The following is a 23929-nucleotide window of genomic DNA, read 5'->3' as shown; positions in this document are numbered from 1 at the left end:
GTACCCGTTGGGTGCACGGGTGTGCACTCGAAGCCGAGGGTCGGCCGGGACGCACCGCGGCCCGCCCGGAACGAGTCCGGGCGGGCCGCAGGTGCTGACGTCGTACGCCGTGGGGCGCGGGAGGCTCAGGCCTCGGACTTCTCCTCGTCGCCGGACTCCGCGGCCGCCTCGTCGCCGGCCTCGGCGGTGGGCTCCTCGGTGGCGGCCTCCTCGGCCGCCTCCTCCTCGGTCACGTCCATGATCGTGCCGTCGGGCTGGAGGCCCTTGAGCTCGACCACGTTGCCCGAGGCGTCCTTGACCACGGCGGACTCGACGATGGTCGCGAGCGCCTTGCCGCGCAGGATCTCCTGCACCAGGTCGGGGATGTGGTTGTGCTCGAACATGTGGTTGGCGAAGGACTGCGGGTCCTGGCCGGACTGCTGGGCGCGGCGCACCAGGTGCTGGGAGAGCTCGGCCTGGTCGACGCCGAGCTCCTCCTTCTTGGCGATCTCGTCGAGGAGGAACTGCGCGGCGACCGCGTCGCGGACCCGGCGCTCGAGGTCGGCCTCGAACTCCTCCTGGGTCTGCTCCTCGTCCTCGAGGTACTTCGCCATGGTGATGCCGGCCATCGCGAGCTGCTGCTCGATGTTCTGGCGGCGGGCGTTGAGCTCGTCGGTGACCAGCGTCTCCGGCAGCGGGATGGTGACCTTCTCCAGCAGGGCCTCCAGCACCGCGTCGCGGGCGGCGGCGGCCTGCTCGAGGCGCTTGCCGTTGCCCAGGCGCACGCGCACGTCCGCGACGAGCTCCTCGGCGGTGTCGAACTCCGAGGCCAGCTGGGCGAACTCGTCGTCGAGCTCGGGGAGCTCCTGCTCCTGGACCTGGGTGACCTTGACGTGCACCTCGACGTCCTGGCCCACGAGGTCGCCGCCCACGAGCTGGCTGGCGAAGGTCTTCTCCTCCTCGGCGGACATGCCGACCAGGGCCTCGTCGAGCCCGTCGATCATGCCGCCACGGCCGACCTGGTAGGAGGTGCCGGTGATCTCGGCGCCGTCGAGGACCTCGCCGTCCTTCATCGCCTTCAGGTCGATGACCACGAAGTCGCCGTCGGCGGCCGCGCGCTCGACGTCCTTGAGGGTGCCGAAGCGCTGGCGCAGGGCGGTGACCTGCTCCTCGACGTCCTCGTCGGTGACCTCGAGGTCCTCGACGGAGGCTTCGAGGCCGTCGTACTCGGGCAGCTCGATGGTCGGCTTGACGTCCACCTCGGCGGTGAACTCCAGCACGTCGTTGTCCTCGAGCTTGGTGACCTCGACCTCGGGCTGGGCCAGCGGCTCCAGGCCGCTCTCGCGCAGCGCCTCGACGTACTTCTTGGGGAGCACGTCGTTGATGGCCTGGTCGAGGACCGCGCCGCGGCCGACCTGCTTGTCGATGACCATCGGCGGGACCTTGCCGCGGCGGAAGCCAGGGACGTTGATCTGCTGGGCGATGGACTTGTACGCCGCGTCGAGGCTCGGCTTGAGCTCCTCGAAGGGCACCTCGATGGTCAGCTTGGCCCGGGTCGGGCTCAAGGTCTCGACGGCGCTCTTCACAGGTTTCTCCTCAGGGTGATCGGTTCGTGCTCGTGCTGGTGCGGGTGGCGGCTCGGGTGCTGCCGGGGGTGGTGCGGGTCGTCCTGGACGGTCGGGGCGACAGGACTCGAACCTGCGATCTCCTGCTCCCAAAGCAGGCGCGCTAGCCACTACGCTACGCCCCGCCAAGCGGGCTCCACCGGGTCGCGAACGGCCCTGCGGATCCCCTTGGAGCGGATGACGGGAATCGAACCCGCGTAGCCAGTTTGGAAGACTGGGGCTCTACCATTGAGCTACATCCGCACGCACGGGGGCTCCGCCCCCGTGGACCCCCGCACCGTGGTGACGGAGGCCGCGCGACAGCAGGGCCCCTGGACCCGGGAATCCTGCCACAGGCGGTCCGCGGCTCCCCAAACGGGGCAGTGCCGTGGCCCGCTACTTCCGGTGGACGACCACCATCGCCCGGTCGTCGTCGCGCGAGCCCAGCGCCTCGACCAGCCGCTCGGCCGATCCCACGACCCCAGCGCGGAGCAGCCCCTCGGCCTGACCCAGCATCCGGTCCAGGCCCAGGTCGAGGTCGCGCTGCGGCTCCTCGACCATCCCGTCGGTGTAGAGCATGAGTGCGTCGCCGGGCCGCAGCTGGCCGCGGGCGGTGGTGAACTCGGCGTACGGCAGCAGCCCAAGCACGGCGCCGGAGCTCTCCAGCACCGTCCAGCGCCCCGACCCGGCGGCACGCAGGACCGCGGGCGGGTGACCGGCGGAGCGGATCTCGAACTCCCCCGTGTCGACCCACAGCGCGAGGTGGATGGCGGTGGCGAAGCCCTCGGCCCAGTCCTGGCGCAGGAGGTAGTCGTTGGCCGAGGCCAGGAACATCTGCGGCGCGACCGAGCCGAGCATCCCGCCGAAGGCGCCCGAGAGCTGCAGCGCCCGGGTGCCGGCCTGGTCGCCCTTGCCGGAGACGTCGACGACGACCAGCTCCAGGCGCGCGTCGTCCTCGAGGTACGTCGCCACGACGAAGTCGCCCGCGAACCGGGTGCCCGAGGCCGAGACCAGCGCCGACTCCAGGTGCCAGTCCGGCGGCAGGTCGGGGATCCGGCCCTGGCGCAGCAGCCGGTCGCGCAGGTCGACGAACATCGACTCCCCGGTGAAGCCCGCGACGCCCAGCCGCGTGCGCCGGAAGGCGGTGACCAGCACGATCACGCACATGACGAACTGCACCGCGGCGGCACCGGCCACACGCGGGGTGATGACCGGCTGCAGCAGCAGCGCCACCGTGACCAGTCCGAGGATCGAGACCACGAACCACGGCAGCTGCCGTGGGTTGAGCACGAGGCTGCCGACCAGCAGCGGGATCATCAGCGCGGTGAACGGGGTCCACTCCGGCGCGATGCCGACGCCGATGACCACCACGACCGCGACAGCGCCCAGCAGCACGACCGGGCGCTGGTCCATGAACCGGCTGCGCGTCTTGGGCGCGCGGTAGCGCCGGGCCGCGGCACCGCGGACCGGAGAAGGGGGCTCGGTGCCCACGCTCATGTCGCGGTCCTCTCGGCTGCCGCTCATCCTAGGGCTCCGGCGCTCGCGCGCGAGCGGAATCGGGGTTGGCAGCGGGGACACCAGAAGAGGTTGCGCTGCTGGAGCTCCGTGGTGCGCACCGACGCGCCGCAGACCAGGCACGGCTGGCCGTGGCGCCGGTAGACGTACACCTCCCCGCCGTGGTCGTCGCGTCGCGGCGGACGACCCATCGCCTCGGGCGTGTGCTCGGGTCGGACAGTGTCGATCCGACCGGTCCGCACCCCCTCGGCCATGAGCACCACGAGGTCGTCCCACATCGCCCGCCACTGGCCCACCCGCAGGGTGCGCCCGGGGCGCTGCGGGTCGATCCGGTGCCGGAAGAGCAGCTCCGCGCGGTAGACGTTGCCGACGCCCGCGAGCACTGTCTGGTCCATCAGCAGCCCGCCGATCGGCGCCCGGCTGCCCCGGATCCGCTCCCACGCGCGGTCGGGGTCCGCGTCGGCGCGCAGCGGGTCCGGGCCCTGCCGGGCCACCACCGCGTCGCGCTGGTCCGCGGTGAGGAGCTCGCAGGCGGTCGCGCCGCGCAGGTCGGCGTACGCCGCCGGGCGGTCGTCCGGGTCGTCGGACGGGTCGGCGACCAGCCGCAGGCGCACCTGGCCGACCGGCTCGGGGACCGTGTCGACGGCCGGGTGCACCGAGAACACGCCGTACAGGCCGAGGTGGACGTGGACGTGGCGGTCGCCCGGGAAGGCGACGAACAGGTGCTTTCCCCAGGCCTCGGCCCCGGTGAGCACCTCGCCGTCGAGCAGGGCCGCGGCCTCGGCGAAGCGGCCCTGCGGGCTGCTCGCGCGGACGACGCGTCCCGCGAAGGTCTCCTGCAGCTGGCCGGCGAGCCGGTGGAGGGTGTGCCCCTCAGGCATCGGTCACGTCAGGCGTCGGGGCCGAGGCCCTGGGCTGACTCCGGGAGCGGCGGCAGCTCGCCGGTGCGGTCGTAGTGGTCGAGCTGGCCGATGCGGCGCACGTGCCGCTCGTCGCCGCTGAACGGCTCGGCCAGGAAGACCTCGACGAAGCGGGTCATGTCCTCGAGGCTGTGCATCCGGCCGCCGACCGAGACCACCTGCGCGTCGTTGTGGTCGCGGGCGAGCTTGGCGGTCTCCTCGCTCCACACCAGGGCGCAGCGGATGCCCTCCACCTTGTTGGCGGCCATCTGCTCGCCGTTGCCGGAGCCGCCGATGACGACGCCGAGGTCGTCCCCGCCGGCCGCGCGGGCCTTCGCCACGCCCTCCGCGGCGCGCAGGCAGAAGACGGGGTAGTCGTCGAGGGCGTCGTAGACGAAGGGGCCGTGGTCGACCGGCTCGTAGCCGTGCTCGGTGAGCCACGCGAGCAGGTGGTTCTTCAGGTCGAGGCCGGCGTGGTCGGAGCCCAGGTGGACGCGCATGGGTCAGATGGTGGCAGATCCCGGGGACGCCCCCGGAACCGGTGACCGCCTCAGGCGCGCAGGTGTGACGCCAGGAACGCGGCGGCGGCCAGCAGCATCGGCTCGGCGGCGTCGAAGACGGTCGGGTGGCGGTAGAACCCGTGCACCTGGCCCAGGTAGCGGGTGCCGGTGACCTCCACGCCGGCCTCGGCCAGCAGCTGCACCAGGTGCTCGCCCTCGTCGCGCAGCGGGTCGTGCTCGGCGGTGGTGACCAGCGTTGGCGGCAGGGTCGCGAGCCGGTCGCTGCGCAACGGCGCGAGGTCGGGGTGCTCGAGGTCGGCGGGCGTGGCGGCGTACTGCTGCCAGTACCACTCCGCCTCGCGCGGGTCGAAGCCGTCGGCGGCGGTGCGGTAGGAGTCGAAGCCCATCGTCGGGTCGAGGAAGGGGTAGAGCAGCGCGACCGCCCGCAGCCGGCCGGGGTGGCGCAGCGCCGCGACGAGGGCGAGGTTGCCGCCGGCGGAGTCGCCGTGCGCGGCCACGGGACCCGCGAGGCCGTGCCGCTCGCCCTCGCGCTCGAGCCAGGCCAGGACCGTGCTCACGTCGTCCGGCGCCGCGGGGAAGCGGTGCTCCGGCGGGCGCCGGTAGTCCACGCTCACGACCGCGTGGCCGCTGCGGTTGGCGAGCCGCCGCGCCAGCGCGTCGTGGACGTCGTTGTCGTGGAACACGAAGCCGCCCCCGTGCAGGTGCACGACGACGCCCGGCTGCGCGCCGGTGGGGCGGTGGACGCGGACGGGTACGCCGTCCGCCTGGAGGTCGCGCACCTCCGCGACGTCCTCGCGCGGCTCGGCGGCGGCTGCCTCCCGCGCGGCCCGGCGGGACGCCTCGACGTCGAACCCCGGGTCGAAGACCCGCGGCTCGTCCGCCGCCGACTCGACGGCCGCCCGGGCCTGGGGGTGGAGCACCACTGCGCCCCCGCTCAGCGCTGCATGAGCGCGTCGAGCCCGACGGCGAGGGCCGCCGCGACCCGGAAGTCGACGCGCTGGTCGGGCACGTCCACGGTGTAGCGGTCGCGCAGCTTGAACTGCCGCTCCGAGCTCATCAGCAGCCCGCCCTCGGCGGAGGTGAAGTCGAAGTGGATCGTGAGGAACGGGATGTCCATGAAGCGGCGCAGCAGCGCGACGCCGAAGCTGCGCTCCTGGCCGGTGCCGGTGAAGCCCGGCCCCTCCACGTGGTACGTGGAGCGCAGCAGGCTGGCCCCGAAGTCCTTCTTGAAGAACCCGATCTGGTTGCGCTGCTCGTCGAAGATGTCGTAGCCGGCGTTGAGGTCGAGCTTCTTGCGGGCCTTGAAGCTGAAGACCGCCCGGCTCTTGGAGTCGTCGGTGTAGAAGGTGACCTCCTCCTTGAACGCCAGCCGCTTCTGCTGCGCCACCGCCATGAGCGGCCCCTCGGAGCCGTCGGGGTTGGCCGCGATGATCTCGTAGCGGTTGGTGGTCATCGCGAACTTCTGGCGGACGTAGAAGCGGGGCAGGTACATCTCGGCGGTCATGCGGTGCAAGGTAGCCGAGCGGTCAGTCCCGCGCGGGCAGGCAGCGCTCGGCCGCCTCCCCGTTGCCGCTCCAGAACCGCACCCGCCCGTCGAAGAGCGCCGCGCAGTCGTCGCGGGTGAGCTCCCAGGTGGTGCTCGCATCGCGCACGCCGTTGCCGGCGCAGGCGTCGTAGGCGACGTACGCCGTCGCCAGGCGCGACCCGTCCACGTCGAGCGGGTGCACCGCGAGCGTCATGGTGCTCTCCCACGGCTCCATGCAGTTCTGCGGCTGGTCAGGCCCCCCGGTGCGCGGCGCCTCCCGGACCGCACCCAGCCAGGCCCGCGCCGCCGCGGCGCCGGCCAGCCGCTCGGCGCGCAGGCCGGGGACGTCGTCGCCGACGCGGTCGTACTGGCAGACCAGGAGGCCCTGCACCTCGTCGGGGTCCACGGCCCCCAGGTCCCCCTCGGCGGGCACCACGGGCTCGCCCTCGCGGGGCTGCTCCTGCGCAGGTGACGTCGTGTCGCAGCCGAGCGCGCCGAGGTCGCCCGTCATCGCGCTGGCCATGATCTCGCCGGCGACGTCCTCGGTCGAGGCGTCGCTGAGCAGGCGCACCTGGACGTCGCCGATCGTGCGGACGCGCAGGGTCCAGCCGCCGTGCGCGGTGGTGCCGTCGACCACCTCGTCGCCGTCGTCGCGGGTCAGGTCCACGAACCGCAGGTGCGGGACCCACTGCTCCTCCGGGGCGGGACCGAAGCCCGGCGGCACCGGCGGCTGCTGGAGGCAGCCGATCGCCGCCGTGAAGCCGGCGTTCCCGACGTCCACGTAGGGCCCGGCGTCGGGGTCCGGCTCGCCGATGCACCAGTCGGCGCGCGGCGCGTAGCCGTCGCCCCACTCCTCCGGCACCTGCACCGTGACGTCGCGGAAGGTGACGCCGCGCCAGCCGTCGGCGACGGCCGGGGGCTCCCCGGCCGGGTCGAGGGCGCCGTCGCCCGGCGCCCCGCCGCGGTCCGCCAGGGCGAGCGCCACGACCGCGGAGGCCGCCACGGCGAGCGCGGCCCCCGCCGCGACCCAGCGCCCGCGCCGCGGGGCGGGTCGGGTCGGCCGGGCCACGTCCGGTGCCTCGTCCGCCGCGCGGGTCAGGGCCGCACGGAAGGCCTGCGCGGCCCGGCCGTCCTCGATCTCGTCGCTCATGACTCCTCCAGCCTGGTGCGCAAGGCCCGCAGCGCGCGGTGGACGTGCGAGCGGGCGGTGGCCTCGGGCACGTCGAGGATCGAGCCGATCTCGGCGTACGACCGCTCCTCGTAGAAGCGCAGCACGACCGCGCCCCGCTGCACCGGGCTCAGCGTGGCGAGCAGTGCCCAGGCATGGTCGGCGTCGTCGACGGCCCTGGTCGGGTCCGGGCCGGCGGCCTCCTCGACCTCGGCCACCGACCTGAGCCGACGCACCCTGCGCCAGCGCGACACCGACCCGTTCGTGACGCACCGGCGCGCGTACGCCTCCGCGTCCCCCTCCAGCCGCCCCCACCGGGCCCAGACCTGGGCGAGCGCGTCCTGGGCCAGGTCGGGAGCGTCCGGACTGCCACCGGTCACCAGGTGGGCGTAGCGCACGAGCGCGGGCCCTCGCGCTGCCGCCCAGGACTCGAAGTCAGGCGCGGTCGCGTCTCCCGAGCGCTCGCCGGTCACCGTCACATCATGCTCACGCGCGGCCCGGGCCGTCCGTTGCGCAGAGTCCGCAGTTTCGTCGGCCGGCCGTCAGACCTTGCCCTGGGACGCTGAAACTTCATCGTCCCAGGGCAAGGTTCATCGGCCGTCCGATGAACCTTGCCCCGACGATGCGCGCTCAGGACAGCCGGGCGAGCTCCTCCTCGACCACCGACGGGTCGAGCTTGGTGAACACCGGGGTCGGCTTGGCGATGGGGGTGCCGACGACGACCGGGCGCGGCTCCCAGCGCGGGGTGGCGGAGTAGTCGCCGGTGATGACGGGGTACGACGTCAGGCCGGCGCCGCTGTCGGGCTCGAGCTCGTCGACCTGCTCGATGCGCGGCATCGGGAACAGCTCCCCCTCGCCACCGAGCACGGCGTGCACCTTGTTGGCGGCGTGCGGGAGGAACGGCGCGAGCAGGGTGTTGCAGTCGCTCACGCACTGCAGCGCGACGTGCAGCACGGTGGCGAGCCGCTCGCGCTGCGACTCGTCCTTCATCTTGTAGGGCTCCGTGACGGTGAGGTACTTGTTCACCTCGCCGACGACCCGCATCGCCTCGGCGATCGCGGCACGCAGGCGGTGCCGCTCCACGAGCGAGCCGACCGACTCGAAGCCGCCGCGGACGGTGGCCAGCACCGCCTCGTCGACCTCCTCGAGCGGACCGGCCGCCGGGATCTCCCCGAAGCTCTTCGCGACCATCGTGGCGGTGCGGTTGACCAGGTTGCCCCAGCCGGCCACCAGCTCGGAGTTGTTGCGGGTGACGAAGTCGGCCCAGGTGAAGGCGGCGTCGGAGGTCTCGGGCCCGGCCGCGCAGATGAAGTAGCGCAGCGGGTCGGGGCCGTAGCGCTCGAGCATGTCGCGGACGTAGATCACGTGACCGCGGCTGGTCGAGAACTGGGCGTCGCCGAAGGTGAGGAACTCCGACGAGACGACCTCGGTGGGCAGGTTGAGCACGCCGTACGCCCCCGGCTCGCCGCCGCGGGAGCCCGCGCCGTTGTGGGCGAGCAGCTCGGCGGGCCAGATCTGGGAATGGAAGACGATGTTGTCCTTGCCCATGAAGTAGAAGGACTCGGCCTCGGCGTCGGTCCACCACTCGCGCCACTTCTCCGGTTCGCCGAGCCGCCGGGCCCACTCGATCGAGGCTGAGAGGTAGCCGATGACCGCGTCGAACCAGACGTAGAGGCGCTTGGTCGGCTGGTCCTCCCAGCCCGGGACCGGGATGCCCCAGTCGATGTCGCGCGTCATCGCGCGCGGGCGGATCTCCTCGAGGATGTTCTGGGAGAACTTGATGACGTTGGGGCGCCACGTGCCCGACGCCTCGCGACCGTCGAGCCACTCCCCCAGCGCGTCGGCGACGGCGGGCAGGTCGAGGAACCAGTGCTGGGTCTCGACGAACTGCGGGGTCTCGCCGTTGATCTTCGAGCGCGGGTCGACCAGGTCGGTGGGGTCGAGCTGGTTGCCGCAGTTGTCGCACTGGTCGCCCCGCGCGTCGGCGTACTTGCAGATCGGGCAGGTGCCCTCGATGTAGCGGTCGGGCAGGGTGCGTCCGGTCGAGGGGCTGATCGCCGACAGCGAGGTCTGCTCGACCATGTAGCCGTTGCGCAGGCAGGTGCGGAACATCTCCTGCACCACGCGGTAGTGGTTGCCGGTCGTGGTGCGGGTGAACAGGTCGTAGGAGAGCCCCAGCCCGTGGAGGTCCTCCACGATGACCCGGTTGGACTCGTCGGCCAGCTCGCGGGCGGTCTTGCCCTCCTTGTCGGCCGTGACGAGGATCGGCGTGCCGTGCTCGTCGGTGCCGGAGACCATGAGCACGTCGTGGCCGGCCATCCGCATGTAGCGGCTGAAGACGTCGGAGGGCACGCCGAAACCGGCCACGTGGCCGATGTGGCGCGGGCCGTTGGCGTACGGCCAGGCGACGGCTGACAGGACTCTGCTCATGGTGCTGATCCTAGGAGCCCTCTGCGCCCCGTTAGTCCGCGCGGGGTCGGGGAAGAGTCGCGGCATGACCGAGCCCACTCCCGCCGCGCCGCCGCTGCTGCTCGCCGAGGACCTCCTGCTGCTCCTGCTCGACGACGACGTCGGCACCCTGCGCCAGACGAACCTCCAGCCGTTGCTCGGCGGGGCGGTCCTGGCCGAGCTGGCGCTGCTGGGAGCGGTCGAGGTCGAGGAGAAGCAGGCCTTCTGGCAGACCGCGCGGGTCCGGCCGGTCCCCGGACAGCGGCCCGCGGACCCGGTGCTGGCCGATGCCCACGACGTCGTCGCCGAGAAGCCGCGCACGGCCCAGGACCTCGCGACCCGGCTCGGCAAGCCGCTCAAGGCCCGGCTGACCGACCGGCTGGTCGCCCGCGGCGTCCTGCGTCGTGAGGACCACAGGGTCCTCGGGCTCTTCCCCAGCGCCCGGTGGCCGGCCGAGGACTCCCGGCACGAGGACGAGGTACGCCGACGCCTGGCCGACGTCCTCCTCCGCGGGTTCAGCCCCGACCCGCGCACGGTCGCCCTGGTCGCGCTGCTCTCGGCCGTGGACCAGGTGCACAAGGTCGTGCCGGGCGAGGGTCTCGGCGGCCGGGAGGTCCGCAAGCGCGCGAAGCAGCTGGTGGCGGACATGGACGAGGGCGAGTGGGTCGCGAAGGCCGTGCGCGACGCCGTCCGGGCCGCGACGACGGCGGTGACCGCCGGTGTCGTGGCGGGAAGCAGCGGCGACGGCAGCTCCTGAGGGCTCAGCGGCGCCGCGCCCGCTTGACGTGGAAGTGCGCGCGCCGGCGGATCTCCGGCAGCCGCTCCTGCAGCTCCTGGCCCGGGCAGGCGGTCTGGTTGGTGTCGCGGTGGCCGTCGATGACCTTCAGCCGCACCCAGCCGGTGGGGTGCAGGTCGCTGCCCTTGCTGTAGACGCGTGCCTTCCCACGGGGTCGCCGGCCGTAGGCGTCGAGCTTCCACGCCGCGAGCCGCACGAGGGCCGTGACCACCCGGTCCGGGACGCGGCGGCCCTCGAAGTTGCCGATGACCGCGACGCCGACCGAGGTGTGGTTGAACCCGAGCGTGTGCGCGCCGCGCACCGGCCGGCCGGGCCCGCCTGCGCGCCCCACCCAGGTGCGGCCGAAGCGGTCGACGAGGAAGTTGTAGCCGAGGTCAGACCAGCCCAGCGACTGGGTGTGGTAGCGGTAGAAGCCGCGGATCAGCCCCGGCACCTCGGAGCGGGAGTAGTCGTTGCCCGAGGCGGTGTGGTGCACGTGGACCTGCTGGATGGTGCGGCACATGACCGGCTTGCCGTCGCGCAGGGACTCGTCGGCACCCCAGTCACGGCGGCTGCGCAGGGCGGGTCGGGGCGCACGGCGCCGCTTCCCTCCCCGACTGCTGCCGGGGCGCTGCTGGGGCAGGGAGGGCGTGTCGGAGTCGTCGGAGTCGAGGCGGCCCGGGTCGATGAGGACCAGCCGCAGCGCGTCGGGGCGGCGCTCGCCGGTGACGAGCACCTCGACCCCCTCGCTGCGACCGACCCACAGCGGGTGCACGCCCCGGCGGTCGAGGGTGCCCTCGGGCACGTCGGGGTCCGGGCCGTCCTCCATGGGGCGCAGCACGTGCCACGGCGACCAGTCGCCCCGGGTCCTCGTGCGCACCCGCAGGGTGGCGTCCAGGTCGCCGCGCCAGGTGAGCGCCACCATCCGGAACGGCTCCGTGCGCCGACGCCCCGTCGACCAGCGGCCCGGGCGCTCACGCCGCAGCGACCCCGCGAGGGCGGTCTCGCCCAGGCGCCAGCCGCCGGCGGCGTACGACGCGGGGAGGGTGGTGCCCGGACGACCGGTCACCGTGGCGGTCAGCGGCGCGGCGACCGCGCCCAGCCCCGCGGTGGCGCGCAGGAGCAGGCGCCGCCCCAGGGGCGCCCTCGGGACCCGAGTCCGTGGCTGCATCTCGGACATCATGCGCCACTCGGGCCACACTGTCACCACCCGTCTCGGCCCCGTCGCGCCAGCGGAGGCGGCCCGACGGACCCGTGCGCACCCGCCGCCGACCCGGGTACGGCAGAGTCCGGGCATGCAGCCGACGGTCATCCCCCTGCCCGTGCGCGCCGAGCAGTCCTCGCTCGCGCGTCGCGCCGGACACCTCCTGCGCCCCTTCTGGGTCGTCCCCGCGACGTGGTGCCTGCTCGCCGTCGCGGTCGGGCTCGTGCTCCCGAGCGCCGAGTCCTCGTGGCTGCCGGGCTCCTCGCTGGTCTTCGAGGGGGGCGCCGAGGGCGCGCGCACGATGCTGTCCACCATCGCCGGCGCCATGATCTCGGTGACCGGCCTGGTCTTCTCCATCACCATGGTGGTGCTGCAGCTGGCCAGCAGCCAGTACAGCCCCCGCGTCCTCCAGGCCTTCCTCGGCGACCGGACGACCCAGCACACGTTGGGACTCTTCGCCGCCTCCTTCGTCTACGCCCTCGTCGTGCTGCGGGCGGTGCGGGACGGCCAGGAGCAGCCGGGGCTGGCGATCTCGCTCGCCTTCCTCCTCGTCCTCGGGGCGGTGGGGATGTTCCTCGCCTACATCCACCACATCGCCACCTCGATCGGGGTGGCACGGATCCTCCAGAACACGGCCCAGCAGTCCCGCGACCTGCTCGCCGACGGGCAGTGCTCGCAGTGGCCCACGACGCCCCCGGTCCTCGAGGAGCCGCAGGGCGTCCGGGTCCTCGCGGCGCCCCGCAGCGGCTACGTGGACGCCCTCGACACGGCCGCGCTCGTGCGCGTCGCGAGCCGGCACGGTGTGCGGATCGAGCTGCTGCAGCCGCTCGGGGCGTTCGTCGCCCATGGGTCCCCCCTGCTGGCGGTGCACGAGCTGCCCGGGGCGGACACGCCCTCGGAGGAGGCCGTGCTGGCGCTGGTCTCCCAGGTCGGGGAGCGCACCATGGACCAGGACCTGGGCTACGGCATCCGCCGACTGGTCGACATCGCCGAGCGCGCCCTGTCCCCGGGGATCAACGACCCGACGACGGCCGTGCAGGTGCTCGACCAGCTGCACGACCTGCTGCGCCGCATGGTCACCGCACCGGCGACCTGGCCGGTGCGGTCCGACGACGAGGGGACGGTGCGGCTCGTCCTGCGCCAGCCGACCCTCGCGGAGGTCGTGGAGCTGGCGCTGGCCGACATCGCCCACTGGGGCGAGGACCACCGACGGGTGCGCGAGCGGCTCGCGGCGATCATGGACGACCTGCGGGCCGCCGCGCTCGACGAGCACCGCGTGGGGCTCGGCTGAGGCGCGGCGGCCCGGTCGGCCGAATTCAGCTGAAGTTGAGCTCGGCCGTCCGCGAGCGCTTGAGCTCGAAGAAGTACGGGTAGCCCGCGAGCAGGACCGCGCCGTCCCAGACCTTGCCGGCCTCCTCGCCGCGCGGGATCGAGGTGAGCACCGGGCCGAAGAAGGCGGTGCCGTTGACCGCGATGGTCGGCGTCCCCACGTCGTCACCGACCTGGTCCATCCCGCGGTGGTGGGACTCGGCGATGGCGGCGTCGTAGGAGGAGTCGTCCCAGGCGTCGATCAGGCCGGCGTCGAGGCCGACCTCGGCGAGCGCCTCGGCGGCGACCTCCTTGGTGGCTCCGCGACCGTCGTCGTGGATGCGCGTCCCCATCGCCGTGTAGAGCGGCAGCACGATCTCCTGGCCACCCTGCTCGATGGCGGCGCGGACGACCCGCACGGGACCCCAGGCGTCCTTGAGCATCTCGCGGTAGGAGTCGGGGATGTCCTTGTCCTGGTTGAGGTAGGCCAGGGACATCTGGTGCCAGGACACCTCGACGTCGCGGACCTTCTCGACCTCGAGGATCCAGCGCGAGGTGATCCAGGCGAACGGGCAGAGCGGGTCGAACCAGAAGTCAGCCTTGTCCATGACCGGCTCCAGCGCCCGGAGGGCGCGGACTATTCCGCCGGACGCTTGGCCACCCGGACGGTGGTGCTCGACCGCGAGCCCTCGACGACCTCGGTGCCGAGGTACTGCACGCGCACGACGTGCTTGCCGGGGCTGACGTCGCGCAGCACCAGCCGCAGCACCCCGCCCTCGAGCCGGCCCTCGACCTCGCGGCCGTCGAGACGGACCACCACGGGACCCGAGGGACCCTCGACGCCCGGGGCCTCGACTGTCACGTCGACGACCACGCGCCGCTGCACGTCCGGCTTCCGCTTGGTGCCGACGTCCTCGACCAGGGCACGGGCCGCGACCTCGGTGCGCGACGTCGTCGTCGTGCGGCGCTCGGCCTCCAAGACGCGGGTGAGGGTCTCGTATCCTGAGCGGCTGACCTCGACCCGCACGCCGACCACGCGGCCGACGTCCTCGGAGGTGAGACGGTGGCGCAGGACCTTCGCACCGTCCTCGGCCGGCTGCGGGCGACCGATCGGCTCGCCGTCGCGCAGCCAGGTGTAGGTGACCGCAGCGTCGCTGGGGCTGACCACGCGGCCCGGGTCGACCACGAGCCGCTCGCCCCGGGCGGGCGTCCCGCTGAGGGACCAGTCCCGGTCGGTGCGGATCCGGCCCGGCTCCACCCGACCGCTGGCCTCGGCAGTCGTGACGAGGTCGTGGTAGCCCTCGCGGAGCGAGACCACCTCGGCGGTGATCCGCGCGCCGACCAGGTCGGGGGTCAGGCGCAACCGGTCGCCCTCGGCGCCACGGACCGGCTCGCCGTCGGCCAGCCAACGCACTGTGGTGCGGTCGGCGGCCGGGGAGGTCGCGCCCCGGTCGAGGGTGAGCACCTCCTCGACGCGCGGGGTCCCCTCGACCCGCGGCTGGGCGACGGCCGTCAGGGTGCCCGGCTGCACCTTCGGGCTGCGCGGCGAGCTGGCCCGCCCCTCGGCGTACCCCTTGCGCGTGGCGAGGACCTCGACGCTCAGGCGCATCCGACGCTGGGCCGGGCTGGGGGTGAACGTGGCCTCGGTGGCGCCGGGGATCGGCTTGCCGGCGGCGTACCACTGGATCCGACGCCTGGCCGCAGGGGTCCACTCGCCCGTGGTGGCGGTGAGGGTCTCGCCGACGGCGGCCTCGCCGGTGATGGTCGGCTTCTCGACCGGCTCCACGGCCTTGTCGTTGAAGTGGATGAACCCGTTGGGCCAGTAGGAGTCGCCCTTGGTGATGCGGCGCCAGTGGAAGTCGCCGCCCCAGAAGTCCTCGGACACGATGATCTCGCGTGGGGAGACCACCCGCTCGACGTAGGCGACGTGGCCGTTCGAGCCGGCGTAGCCCTGGTTGCTGTCCCACCACGCCACGGAGCCGACCATCGGGACGTCGTCGGTGATGCGCGACATCGCGTGGCCCCAGTTCGAGGCGTTGCCGCTGCCCTCCCAGGGTCGCTCGGGCGACATGCCGCTCTGCACCATCCGGAAGGCGACGTAGTTGGTGCAGTTGTGGCCGGTGTACATCCGCCACCACATGCGGTCGCTCTCGGCGCGGTACCCGCGGTTGCCGTAGCCCTTCTCCGCGCACCCGGCGTAGCCCGAGCAGAGCTCGGTCTGGGCCGCAGTGGCGACGGGCGAGGGGACGACCAGGAGACCGGCGAGCACGAGAAGTGCTGCGGCGAGAGCCCCGACGAGCCTGCGGATCCTGGTCACGAGGGGCGAGTAAACCGCATGTCAAGCACCGACACGCCGATCGAGACCAAATTTTCACATTGGTCCCACCTGTCACCCGGACCACTCGTGCCCCTCCCGTGGCGCAGGTGCGGCGCCGTCACCCATGGGTCCCGCTCCCCCCGAAAGGCGCTCGACAGGCGGTGACATGATCGGCGGCATGCCTGGAACCAACCTCACGCGGGACGAGGCGGCCACCCGCGCCGCCCTCCTCGACGTCACGTCGTACACCATCGACCTGGACCTCACGACGGGCGAGAAGACCTTCGCCTCCACGACCACCCTCGAGTTCTCCTGCCGGGAGCCCGGCGCGAGCACCTTCGCCGACCTCGTCGGCGCGACGGTGCACGAGATCACTCTCAACGGAGAGAGCATCGACCCGACCACGGCGTACGCCGACAGCCGGATCACCCTCGAGGGACTGCAGGCCGAGAACACCCTCGTCGTCCGCGCCGACTGCACGTACTCCCACACCGGTGAGGGCCTGCACCGCTTCGTGGACCCCGTCGACGGCCGGGTCTACCTCTACAGCCAGTTCGAGGTGCCCGACGCCCGCCGCGTCTTCACCACCTTCGAGCAGCCGGACCTGAAGTCGGTCTTCACCTTCCGCGTCGTCGCGCCCGAGGACTGGAAGGTCGTCGCCAACGCCCCCTCCCCCGAGCCGCAGCCGCTGGGCGAGGGCAAGGCGCTGTTTGCCTTCGAGCCCACCGAGAAGATGTCGACCTACATCACCGCGCTCATCGCCGGTGAGTACCACGAGGTGCAGGACACCTACGAGGGCAAGCACGGCACCATCCCGCTGGGCCACTACTGCCGCCAGTCGCTGGTGGAGTACCTCGAGCGCGACCGCGCCGAGATCGTCGCACTGACCCGCCAGGGCTTCGAGTTCTTCGAGGAGCTCTTCGACTTCCCCTACCCGTTCGGCAAGTACGACCAGCTCTACGTGCCGGAGTACAACATGGGCGCGATGGAGAACGCCGGCGCCGTGACGCTGCGCGACGAGTACCTCCCCCGCTCCCGCCAGCCGCGCTCGTTCTACGAGTTCCGCGCCTCGGTGATCCTGCACGAGATGGCGCACATGTGGTTCGGCGACCTCGTGACCATGAAGTGGTGGGACGACCTCTGGCTCAACGAGTCCTTCGCCGAGTGGGCCTGCTACCACGCCGAGGTCGAGGCCACCGAGTACACCGACGCCTGGACCGGCTTCGCCAACGCGCGCAAGCAGACCGGCTACCGTCAGGACCAGATGCCCTCGACGCACCCGATCGCGGCGGACAACCACGACCTGCACGCGGTCGAGGTCAACTTCGACATGATCACCTACGCCAAGGGCGCCTCGGTGCTCAAGCAGCTGGTGGCCTGGGTCGGCATCGAGGACTTCATCGCCGGCATCCGGCAGTACTTCAAGGACTTCGCCTTCGGAAACTCCGAGTTCACCGACCTGCTGGCTGCGCTCGAGAAGGCCTCGGGCCGCGAGCTCACCTCGTGGGCCCAGGAGTGGCTGCAGACCGCGGGCGTCAACACCCTGGCCCCGGAGTTCTCGCTCGCCACCGACGGGACCTACGAGCGGCTGGCCGTGCGCCAGACCGCGCACCCGGACTGGCCGACGCTGCGCCGCCACCGCATCGGGATCGGCTGCTACTCCTGGAACGACGCGCGCACCTCGCTGGTCCGCACCCGCTACGTCGAGACCGACGTCGAGGGCGAGCTGACCGAGATCGCCGAGCTCGTCGGCGAGACCCAGCCCGACCTGCTGCTGCTCAACGACGCGGACCTGACCTACGCCAAGATCCGCCTCGACGAGCGCTCGCGCGCCACCGCCATCGAGGGCCTCTCGCGCCTCGACGACTCCCTGGCCCGCGCGCTGGTGTGGGGCGCGGCGTGGGACATGACCCGCGATGCGGAGATGCCGGCGACCGACTACGTCGAGCTGGTGCTGGCCAACATCGGCCAGGAGACCGACGCCTGGGGCGTCTCACGGATCCCCGCGACCGCCGCCACGGCCGCCACTCTCTACTCCGCGCCGGAGCACCGTGACGCGCTGCGCACCCGCTGGGAGCAGGGGCTGCGCGAGCTGGCGCTGGCCGCCGAGGCCGGCTCGGACCAGCAGCTCACCTTCGTCCGCGCGTACGCCGGGGCCGCCCGCTCCGAGGAGGCGCTCACCTGGGTGGCCGGCCTGCTCGACGGCACCGAGGTCCTCGAGGGCCTCGCCGTCGACCAGGACCTGCGCTGGAGCCTTATCACCTCGCTCGCCGCCGCCGGTCGCGCCGGCTCGCGGATCGAGGACGAGCTCGGCACCGACACCACCATCTCCGGCCAGGAGCACGCGGCCGCGGCCCGGGCCGCCCAGCCCGACGCCGAGGCCAAGCACGAGGCGTGGCGGCTCGCGGTGCTCGACTCCTCCACACCCAACGAGACCGCGCGCTCGATCACGCTCGCCTTCCCCCGGGCCGGTCAGGAGGAGCTGCTGGCGCCGTACGTCGAGGAGTACCTCTCGGCAGCGGAGACCGTCTGGGAGAGCCTCGGCACCCACCGCGCCTCCGCTGTCCTGGACTACATCTTCCCGGTGACCCTGGCCTCGGACGCGCTCGTCACCCGGGTGCGCGAGTGGCTGGACACCAGCGAGGCGCCGGCCCCGGCCAAGCGCTACGTGCAGGAGAACCTGGCCGACGTCGAGCGGGCCCTGGCCGCCCAGGCCTGCGACGCCGCCCGCTGACCCACCGCCGAACCGGCGGTTCTGAACCCTCGAGCCGTCACTTCCGCACCGATCGGTGTGCGGAGGTGACGGCTCGTTGGTTCGAAAGTGACGGCTCGGCGGTGCGGAAGTGACGGCTCGGCGGTCAGCCGCGGGCGGCGGGGAGCTGCGGGGGCCGGGCCCGCTCGGCGAGCATCTCGATGCCGCGCCGCAGGCCGCCGGCCAGGTCGCCGTTGGCGAAGTCGGTGCGCATGTGCAGCACGACCAGCTCGACGGCGGCGTCGCTGAGGTGACGACGTACGTCGCCGCCGGTCACGACCTCGAGCAGGCGACGGGTCGGGTCGACCATCACGACGATGCTGCGCGCGGGGGCGACCAGGGTGTTGTGCAGGCGGGTCGCGAAGGCCCGCGGGTCCTCGCCGTCGACGTTGCCGACGAAGACCGAGATCTCGGCCCGGCAGGTCTGCTCCGCACGACGGATCGTCGCGTCGAGCAGGGCGTGCTCGCGGGCGGAGAAGGGATCACCAGCGGGCACTGGCCCCACCCGACTGGGAGTCGTCGCCGTCGGGGCCGGCGAGCTCGCCGGCGGTCTTGCGCGGGCCGCCGATCCACTGGTTCTCGACCTGGGGGGCGTGCGGCTTCACGCTCTCCCCGCGGGCCAGCGGCGGACCGTAGACGAACGCGGTGAGCAGGACGGCCAGGCCGATCGGCAGCAGCACCGCGATGAGGATCACGAACGTCGGGTCGACCGGGTCGGGCTCCGACCAGCCGACGGGCACCTCGGCGGCGGCCGGGACGGCGGTCAGCAGCGCGACGGTGACGGCGGCGAGGGCGACGGCGAGGCCACGGCGGGCGAGGTTCACGAACGGGGTCACGCGCGCCAGGATAGTGGCTGGCGGGCACGCGTCCGAGCCGGTCCCGCGGGAGCGGACCCGGACGTGACCGGGCTCGCACCCGGCCCCACGGGCGGGTGGTTCGGCTCGGCGGCGCGATCCCGGTTTACTGGCCGGCATGCCACCACACACGCCTTTCCTGGCCCTGCCCCTGGCCGAGACGTGCGCGGACGACGAGCAGGTGTGCACGTGGGTCCTCGGCCGCACCGACAACCAGACCCTCGCCACCGCTGCCGACCTGTTCATCGGCACCCCGTTGCAGCTGATGGGGCTGCTCCTGCTCGGCCTGGGCCTGCGGTGGGTGCTGCACCGCCTGGTCGACCGGCTGGTCAGCCGCGCCCAGGAAGGGGTGCTGCCCGACCACATCGGGAAGTTCTCCCGGCGACGCGGCAAGGCGACGGTGGCCCGGGACGCCGCGACGTTCAACCGGCGGGTGCAGCGCGCTAGGACCATGGGCAGCCTGCTGAAGTCGGTCATCACCGGTGTGCTGCTGGCGATCGTCGGCACGATGATGCTGAGCGAGATCGGCGTCAACATCGCCCCGATCATCGCCAGTGCCGGCATCGTCGGCATCGCCCTCGGCTTCGGCGCCCAGTCGCTCGTGAGCGACTTCCTCTCGGGCGTCTTCATGATCTTCGAGGACCAGTACGGCGTGGGCGACGAGGTCGACCTCGACGGCACCGTCGGCACGGTCGAGGCGGTCTCGCTGCGCGTCACCCGGCTGCGCGACATCAACGGCACCGTCTGGTACGTCCGCAACGGCGAGATCAGCCGGGTCGGCAACATGAGCCAGAACTGGGCGCGCACCGTGCTGGACGTCTCGGTCGGCTACGGCGAGGACCTCACGAAGGTGCGCCGCGTGCTCGAGGACGTCGCCCACGACCTGTGGGACGACGAGGACTTCAAGGGCGAGATCCTGGAGGAGCCCTCGGTGTGGGGCGTGCAGGACCTCGGCATCGACGGGATCCTCGTGCGCGTCGCGCTCAAGACCGCACCCGGGCTGCAGTGGGGCATCGCGCGTGAGATGCGGATGCGGATCAAGAACCGCTTCGACCACGAGGGCATCGAGATCCCGTTCCCGCAGCGGGTCGTGTGGCACCGCGGCGAGCCGGCCGCGGAGGTCGCCGAGGCGGCCGCGGCCGAGGAGCAGCCGCGCTCCTGACCGCACGGCACGACGAAGGGCCGGTCCTGCGCAGGACCGGCCCTTCGTCGTACGTCGTCGGGATGCTCGCGTCAGCCCTTGAGCGAGGCGTCCAAGGTGATCGTGGTGCCGGCGAGTGCCTTGCTGACCGGGCAGTTGGCCTTGGCGCCCTCGGCGGCCTCGACGAACTGCTCCTCGGTGATGCCCTCGACGGTGCCGACCACGGTGATCTTGATGCCCGTGATGCCGGTGCCGACGGTGAGCTCGACGTCGGCGCTGGTCTCCAGGGTGGTCGGCGGGGTGCCGGCCTTGGAGAGACCGGCCGACAGCGCCATGGAGAAGCAGGAGGCGTGGGCCGCGGCGATCAGCTCCTCGGGGCTGGTCTTGCCGTTGGCCTCCTCCGACCGGGAGGGCCAGGAGACGTCGAAGGTGCCGACACCGGAGGACTGGAGCTCGACGCTGCCGGAGCCCTCGGCGAGGGAGCCCTGCCAGGTCGTCTTCGCGGTGCGGGTGGTTGCCATGGGTGCGACTCCTCGGGTTCTCGGGGTGTTCCTTGCGGAACATTCACAGGGAGGGGCGACGCCCTCCGGCCCACCACTCTTCCACGCCGGTGACGAGCGACCACCCCCTCCTCGGCATGATGGACCGGTGAGCACCTTCTACGACGAGATCGGCGGCGAGGAGACGATCACCCGCATCGTCGCGAGGTTCTACGCCGGCGTGGCGACCGACGAGGTCCTGCGACCGATGTACCCCGAGGCCGACCTCGGCCCGGCCGAGGAGCGCTTCCGGCTCTTCCTCATGCAGTACTGGGGCGGACCCACGACGTACGGCGAGCAGCGCGGGCACCCGCGGCTGCGGATGCGCCACGCGCCGTACGCCGTGAACCCGACCGCGCGCGACCACTGGCTCAAGCACTTCCGCGACGCCCTCGACGAGGTGGCGCTGCCCCCCGAGCAGGACGCCCAGTTCTGGGACTACGTCACCCACGCGGCGCAGTTCATGGTGAACACCCACGAGGAGTGAGCGCCCGCCCGCCGCGCCCCGCGTCGGGCGGACGTCAGGCCGGGGCCACCTCTGCCACGAGCGGCGCGCGCACCGACTCCTCGGGCCGGCGCGGGCGCCCGTCGTCGTCGACGAAGACCAGCACCACCCGGGCCCGCGCGTGCCGCACCTCGTTCGGCCCGCAACGGTCGACGACCTCGGTCTCGACGACGACCGAGGTGTTGCCGACGTGCACGACCTGGGTGAACGCGTCGTAGGGCTCGGGGCGGTGCAGCATCGGCACGAGGTGGTCGATCTCGGCCTGGGCGACGACCACCGACGTGCGGCCGCTACCGGCGGGCACCTCGCCCCACAGCCGCGCCAGCACCGCGATCCGGGCCTCCTGGAAGTACTCCACGTAGGTCACGTTGTTGACGTGCCCGTAGACGTCCACGTCGCTGAAGCGCACGTGCACCGGGTAGTGCCCGACCTCGGTGCGGTGCGGCGGCGCCCACGGCCGCGGCTCGGGCGCCGCCCCCTCGTCGCGGTGCCGCTCCAGCGCCTGCTTCTCCTCGGCCGTCAGCCGGCGCGGCCGCTCCTCGGCGAAGACGTACGGCGCCATCACGGTCGTCGCGGTGCAGTAGACCGCCCGGGTGCCGTCGGGTCGCTCGTCGAAGACCTCGTAGGCCAGGGTGAAGCTCGCGGCCCGCACCTCGACGACCCACACCTCGACCCGCACCGGCTCGAAGCGCAGCAGCATCGACTCCCGGTAGCGGACCTGGGTGCTCACCACCACCAGGCCCTCCTCCAGCTCCGGCGCGCGGAGCCCGGAGCGGTGGCTGCGGAACAGGTCCGCCCGCGCCTCCTGGAGGAAGTCGACGTAGGCCACGTTGTTGACGTGGCCGAGCAGGTCGAGGTCGGCCCAGCGCACGGGGCACTCGTAGACGTGGCGCACCCGCAGATGCTCCCAGAGGCCACCGGTCCCGATCCCCACCACCCGGCCTCCCAGGACGTGACCACCGCCACTCCCCGCCCCCACGCCCGAGCACTAGGGTGAGGCGACCCGAGACCCGCACAGAGAAGAGCGCACTCCATGCCCGAAGCAGTCATCGTCTCCGCCGCGCGCACGCCGATCGGCCGCGCCAACAAGGGCTCGCTCAAGGACTTCCGTCCCGACGACCTGAGCGCCTTCGCCATCCAGGCCGCGCTCGACAAGATCCCCGCGCTGGACCCCACGACGATCGAGGACCTCTACCTCGGCTGCGGTCTCCCGGGCGGTGAGTCCGGCAACAACATGGCCCGGGTCGTCACCACGCTCCTCGGGATCGAGGTCCCCGGTGCCACCACGACCCGCTACTGCGCCTCCTCGGTGCAGACGACCCGGATGGCCTTCCACGCCATCAAGGCCGGCGAGGGCGACATCTTCGTCTCCGCCGGCGTGGAGACCGTGTCCCGCTTCGCCAAGGGCACCTCCGACCACTGGCCCGACACCAAGAACCCGAAGTTCGCCGACGCGCAGGTGCGCACCGACGAGGCGGCCAAGGGCGGCGGCGGGGCGTGGCACGACCCCCGCGAGGACGGCCTGCTCCCCGACATCTACATCGCGATGGGCCAGACCGCCGAGAACGTCGCCACCCTGCGGGGCCTGAGCCGCCAGGAGCTCGACGAGTTCGGCGTGCGCTCGCAGAACCTCGCCGAGAAGGCGATCAACGACGGCTTCTGGGCCCGCGAGATCACCCCGGTCACCCTGCCCGACGGCACCGTGGTCTCCACCGACGACGGCCCGCGCGCCGGCGTCACCTACGACGCGCTCTCGCAGCTCCAGCCGGTCTTCCGCCCCGACGGCGTCGTGACCGCCGGCAACTGCTGCGCCCTCAACGACGGCGCCGCCGCGGTCGTCATCATGAGCGACACCAAGGCCGCCGAGCTCGGCCTGAAGCCGCTGGCGCGGATCGTCTCCACCGGCGTCTCCGGCCTCTCCCCCGAGATCATGGGCCTCGGCCCGGTCGAGGCGACCAAGAACGCCCTGAAGCACGCCGGCATGAGCATCGGCGACATCGACCTGGTCGAGATCAACGAGGCGTTCGCCGCCCAGGTCGTGCCGTCCTACCAGGACCTCGGGATCGACATCGACCGGCTCAACGTCAACGGCGGCGCGATCGCGGTCGGCCACCCGTTCGGCATGACCGGCGCCCGGCTGCAGAACACCATGCTCAACAGCCTGGACTGGCACGACAAGACCACCGGCCTGATCACCATGTGCGTCGGTGGCGGCCAGGGCATGGCGCTCATCCTCGAGCGGCTCTCCTGATCCCAGCCCCGCGGCCCGACCGCACCTGCAGCACACGACGCGCCGACCGGCTCCCGGTCGGCGCGTCGCCGCGTCCGGCCCCAGGTGCCCCGGCACCGGGTACCCGTCGTCCTAGGATGCGCAGGTGCCCTACCGCGACCAGACCACCGAGACCCGTTGGCTGACGCCCGAGGAGCAGAAGGCGTGGCGTGCCCTGGTCATGGGGACCACGCTGCTCTTCGACCGGCTCGACGCCGACCTGCGTCGCTCCTTCGACCTCTCCCTGACCGAGTACGAGATCCTCGTGCGGCTCAGCGAGCGCGACGGCCGGCTCCGCATGGCCCAGCTCGCCGACGCCCTCGCCCACTCCCGCAGCCGGGTGACGCACACCGTGGCCCGGATGGAGAAGGCCGGTCTCGTCCAGCGCGGGGCCTCGCCGGAGGACGGCCGCGGCATCGTCTGCTCGATGACCGAGCAGGGCTGGGAGCTGCTGCGACGGGCCGCTGCCGAGCACGTCACCAGCGTGCGCACCAACCTGGTCGACCTCGCCGCCCCCGAGGACTTCGCGGCCGTCGCCCGCGTCATGGACGCGGTCTCGGACCGCCTGGTCGCCGGGCACCCGGAGGCGGAGATTCGCTGAAGGGC

23 protein-coding genes and 2 tRNA genes are annotated in these 23929 nt (G+C 72.7%); 7 read left to right on the top strand and 18 right to left on the bottom strand.

From position 1 onward, the window contains the following. Nucleotides 1–125: 125 nt before the first annotated feature. The 11 genes from tig to metG all read right to left on the bottom strand — a co-directional run bounded on the left by tig (nucleotide 126) and on the right by metG (nucleotide 9641). Nucleotides 126–1565 carry a trigger factor gene (gene tig / locus Q1V71_RS15700; RefSeq protein ID WP_300644975.1) on the bottom strand — a complete coding sequence of 480 codons (1440 nt, stop codon included), beginning with the start codon at nucleotides 1563–1565 and terminating at the stop codon, nucleotides 126–128. Nucleotides 1566–1656: 91 nt separating this feature from the next. Next, a tRNA-Pro gene (locus tag Q1V71_RS15695) sits at nucleotides 1657–1729 on the bottom strand. A gap of 44 nt (nucleotides 1730–1773) precedes the next feature. Then, nucleotides 1774–1847: transfer RNA gene (locus Q1V71_RS15690), tRNA-Gly, on the bottom strand. A 132-nt stretch (nucleotides 1848–1979) separates the two neighbouring features. Continuing rightward, on the bottom strand, nucleotides 1980–3107 hold the full coding sequence (locus Q1V71_RS15685; protein WP_300644973.1) for a PP2C family protein-serine/threonine phosphatase: 1128 nt from the start codon (nucleotides 3105–3107) through the stop codon (nucleotides 1980–1982). Next, complete coding sequence (locus tag Q1V71_RS15680; RefSeq protein WP_300644972.1) at nucleotides 3104–3979, bottom strand: DNA-formamidopyrimidine glycosylase family protein; 876 nt, start codon at nucleotides 3977–3979, stop codon at nucleotides 3104–3106. Before Q1V71_RS15680 ends, Q1V71_RS15685 begins: the two co-directional genes overlap by 4 nt. 8 nt (nucleotides 3980–3987) lie before the next feature. Then, nucleotides 3988–4497: a ribose-5-phosphate isomerase gene (locus tag Q1V71_RS15675; protein WP_300644970.1), complete on the bottom strand. Its 510-nt coding sequence runs from the start codon at nucleotides 4495–4497 to the stop codon at nucleotides 3988–3990. Nucleotides 4498–4547: 50 nt separating this feature from the next. Next, nucleotides 4548–5441, bottom strand: coding sequence for an alpha/beta hydrolase (locus tag Q1V71_RS15670; protein WP_300644968.1), 894 nt, complete (start codon nucleotides 5439–5441; stop codon nucleotides 4548–4550). A gap of 11 nt (nucleotides 5442–5452) precedes the next feature. Beyond that, entirely contained in the window at nucleotides 5453–6022 is a 570-nt protein-coding gene (locus Q1V71_RS15665) for a hypothetical protein (protein WP_300644966.1), read from the bottom strand. A 22-nt stretch (nucleotides 6023–6044) separates the two neighbouring features. Continuing rightward, nucleotides 6045–7193 carry a hypothetical protein gene (locus tag Q1V71_RS15660; protein ID WP_300644964.1) on the bottom strand — a complete coding sequence of 383 codons (1149 nt, stop codon included), beginning with the start codon at nucleotides 7191–7193 and terminating at the stop codon, nucleotides 6045–6047. Continuing rightward, nucleotides 7190–7684 carry a sigma-70 family RNA polymerase sigma factor gene (locus Q1V71_RS15655; protein ID WP_300644962.1) on the bottom strand — a complete coding sequence of 165 codons (495 nt, stop codon included), beginning with the start codon at nucleotides 7682–7684 and terminating at the stop codon, nucleotides 7190–7192. Before Q1V71_RS15655 ends, Q1V71_RS15660 begins: the two co-directional genes overlap by 4 nt. 157 nt (nucleotides 7685–7841) lie before the next feature. After that, entirely contained in the window at nucleotides 7842–9641 is a 1800-nt protein-coding gene (metG, locus tag Q1V71_RS15650; RefSeq protein ID WP_300644960.1) for a methionine--tRNA ligase, read from the bottom strand. A gap of 64 nt (nucleotides 9642–9705) precedes the next feature. Here metG and Q1V71_RS15645 point away from each other — a divergent pair, with 64 nt between their 5' ends. Further along, entirely contained in the window at nucleotides 9706–10416 is a 711-nt protein-coding gene (locus Q1V71_RS15645; protein WP_300644957.1) for a GPP34 family phosphoprotein, read from the top strand. A 4-nt stretch (nucleotides 10417–10420) separates the two neighbouring features. Here Q1V71_RS15645 and Q1V71_RS15640 read toward each other — a convergent pair whose 3' ends face one another. Next, the gene (locus Q1V71_RS15640; RefSeq protein WP_300644955.1) at nucleotides 10421–11605 is read right to left on the bottom strand and encodes an N-acetylmuramoyl-L-alanine amidase; all 1185 of its coding nucleotides are present in this window, start codon (nucleotides 11603–11605) and stop codon (nucleotides 10421–10423) included. A gap of 124 nt (nucleotides 11606–11729) precedes the next feature. Between Q1V71_RS15640 and Q1V71_RS15635 the strand changes: the two genes are divergently transcribed. Then, nucleotides 11730–12929 (top strand): DUF2254 domain-containing protein, encoded by a 1200-nt coding sequence (locus tag Q1V71_RS15635; RefSeq protein WP_300644953.1) that lies wholly within the window; start codon nucleotides 11730–11732, stop codon nucleotides 12927–12929. A 25-nt stretch (nucleotides 12930–12954) separates the two neighbouring features. Here Q1V71_RS15635 and Q1V71_RS15630 read toward each other — a convergent pair whose 3' ends face one another. Beyond that, on the bottom strand, nucleotides 12955–13554 hold the full coding sequence (locus Q1V71_RS15630; RefSeq protein ID WP_300644951.1) for a DsbA family protein: 600 nt from the start codon (nucleotides 13552–13554) through the stop codon (nucleotides 12955–12957). A 29-nt stretch (nucleotides 13555–13583) separates the two neighbouring features. Beyond that, nucleotides 13584–15263 (bottom strand): CHAP domain-containing protein, encoded by a 1680-nt coding sequence (locus Q1V71_RS15625; protein ID WP_300644949.1) that lies wholly within the window; start codon nucleotides 15261–15263, stop codon nucleotides 13584–13586. Nucleotides 15264–15441: 178 nt separating this feature from the next. Here Q1V71_RS15625 and pepN point away from each other — a divergent pair, with 178 nt between their 5' ends. Then, the gene (gene pepN / locus Q1V71_RS15620; protein WP_300644947.1) at nucleotides 15442–17997 is read left to right on the top strand and encodes an aminopeptidase N; all 2556 of its coding nucleotides are present in this window, start codon (nucleotides 15442–15444) and stop codon (nucleotides 17995–17997) included. A 124-nt stretch (nucleotides 17998–18121) separates the two neighbouring features. Here the strand turns inward: pepN and Q1V71_RS15615 are convergent, their stop codons facing one another. Together Q1V71_RS15615 and Q1V71_RS15610 are read right to left on the bottom strand one after the other, a co-directional pair. After that, the gene (locus Q1V71_RS15615) at nucleotides 18122–18511 is read right to left on the bottom strand and encodes a DUF5130 family protein (protein WP_300644945.1); all 390 of its coding nucleotides are present in this window, start codon (nucleotides 18509–18511) and stop codon (nucleotides 18122–18124) included. Further along, complete coding sequence (locus tag Q1V71_RS15610) at nucleotides 18498–18851, bottom strand: hypothetical protein (protein WP_300644943.1); 354 nt, start codon at nucleotides 18849–18851, stop codon at nucleotides 18498–18500. The genes Q1V71_RS15615 and Q1V71_RS15610 overlap by 14 nt, the downstream gene beginning before the upstream one ends. Before the next feature lie 136 nt (nucleotides 18852–18987). Here Q1V71_RS15610 and Q1V71_RS15605 point away from each other — a divergent pair, with 136 nt between their 5' ends. Further along, complete coding sequence (locus tag Q1V71_RS15605) at nucleotides 18988–20031, top strand: mechanosensitive ion channel family protein (RefSeq protein ID WP_300644941.1); 1044 nt, start codon at nucleotides 18988–18990, stop codon at nucleotides 20029–20031. 71 nt (nucleotides 20032–20102) lie between these two features. On the opposite strand, the gene Q1V71_RS15600 is transcribed toward Q1V71_RS15605, so the two are convergent. Then, nucleotides 20103–20531, bottom strand: coding sequence for an OsmC family peroxiredoxin (locus tag Q1V71_RS15600; protein ID WP_300644939.1), 429 nt, complete (start codon nucleotides 20529–20531; stop codon nucleotides 20103–20105). 127 nt (nucleotides 20532–20658) lie between these two features. Here Q1V71_RS15600 and Q1V71_RS15595 point away from each other — a divergent pair, with 127 nt between their 5' ends. After that, a complete protein-coding gene (locus Q1V71_RS15595; RefSeq protein WP_300644937.1) occupies nucleotides 20659–21036 on the top strand; it encodes a globin in 378 nt (125 codons plus the stop codon). A 34-nt stretch (nucleotides 21037–21070) separates the two neighbouring features. Here the strand turns inward: Q1V71_RS15595 and Q1V71_RS15590 are convergent, their stop codons facing one another. Beyond that, the gene (locus tag Q1V71_RS15590) at nucleotides 21071–21949 is read right to left on the bottom strand and encodes a thioesterase family protein (RefSeq protein WP_300644936.1); all 879 of its coding nucleotides are present in this window, start codon (nucleotides 21947–21949) and stop codon (nucleotides 21071–21073) included. Nucleotides 21950–22087: 138 nt separating this feature from the next. Between Q1V71_RS15590 and Q1V71_RS15585 the strand changes: the two genes are divergently transcribed. Together Q1V71_RS15585 and Q1V71_RS15580 are read left to right on the top strand one after the other, a co-directional pair. Next, the gene (locus Q1V71_RS15585; protein ID WP_300644934.1) at nucleotides 22088–23305 is read left to right on the top strand and encodes an acetyl-CoA C-acetyltransferase; all 1218 of its coding nucleotides are present in this window, start codon (nucleotides 22088–22090) and stop codon (nucleotides 23303–23305) included. A gap of 124 nt (nucleotides 23306–23429) precedes the next feature. After that, the gene (locus Q1V71_RS15580) at nucleotides 23430–23924 is read left to right on the top strand and encodes a MarR family transcriptional regulator (protein WP_300644932.1); all 495 of its coding nucleotides are present in this window, start codon (nucleotides 23430–23432) and stop codon (nucleotides 23922–23924) included. Nucleotides 23925–23929 lie beyond the last annotated feature (5 nt).

The organism is Nocardioides sp., from assembly GCF_030149505.1.
Taxonomy (GTDB): Bacteria; Actinomycetota; Actinomycetes; order Propionibacteriales; family Nocardioidaceae; genus Nocardioides.
The sequence above is the reverse complement of the archived record's forward strand: the minus strand, read 5'-3'. Positions and strand labels throughout refer to the sequence as shown.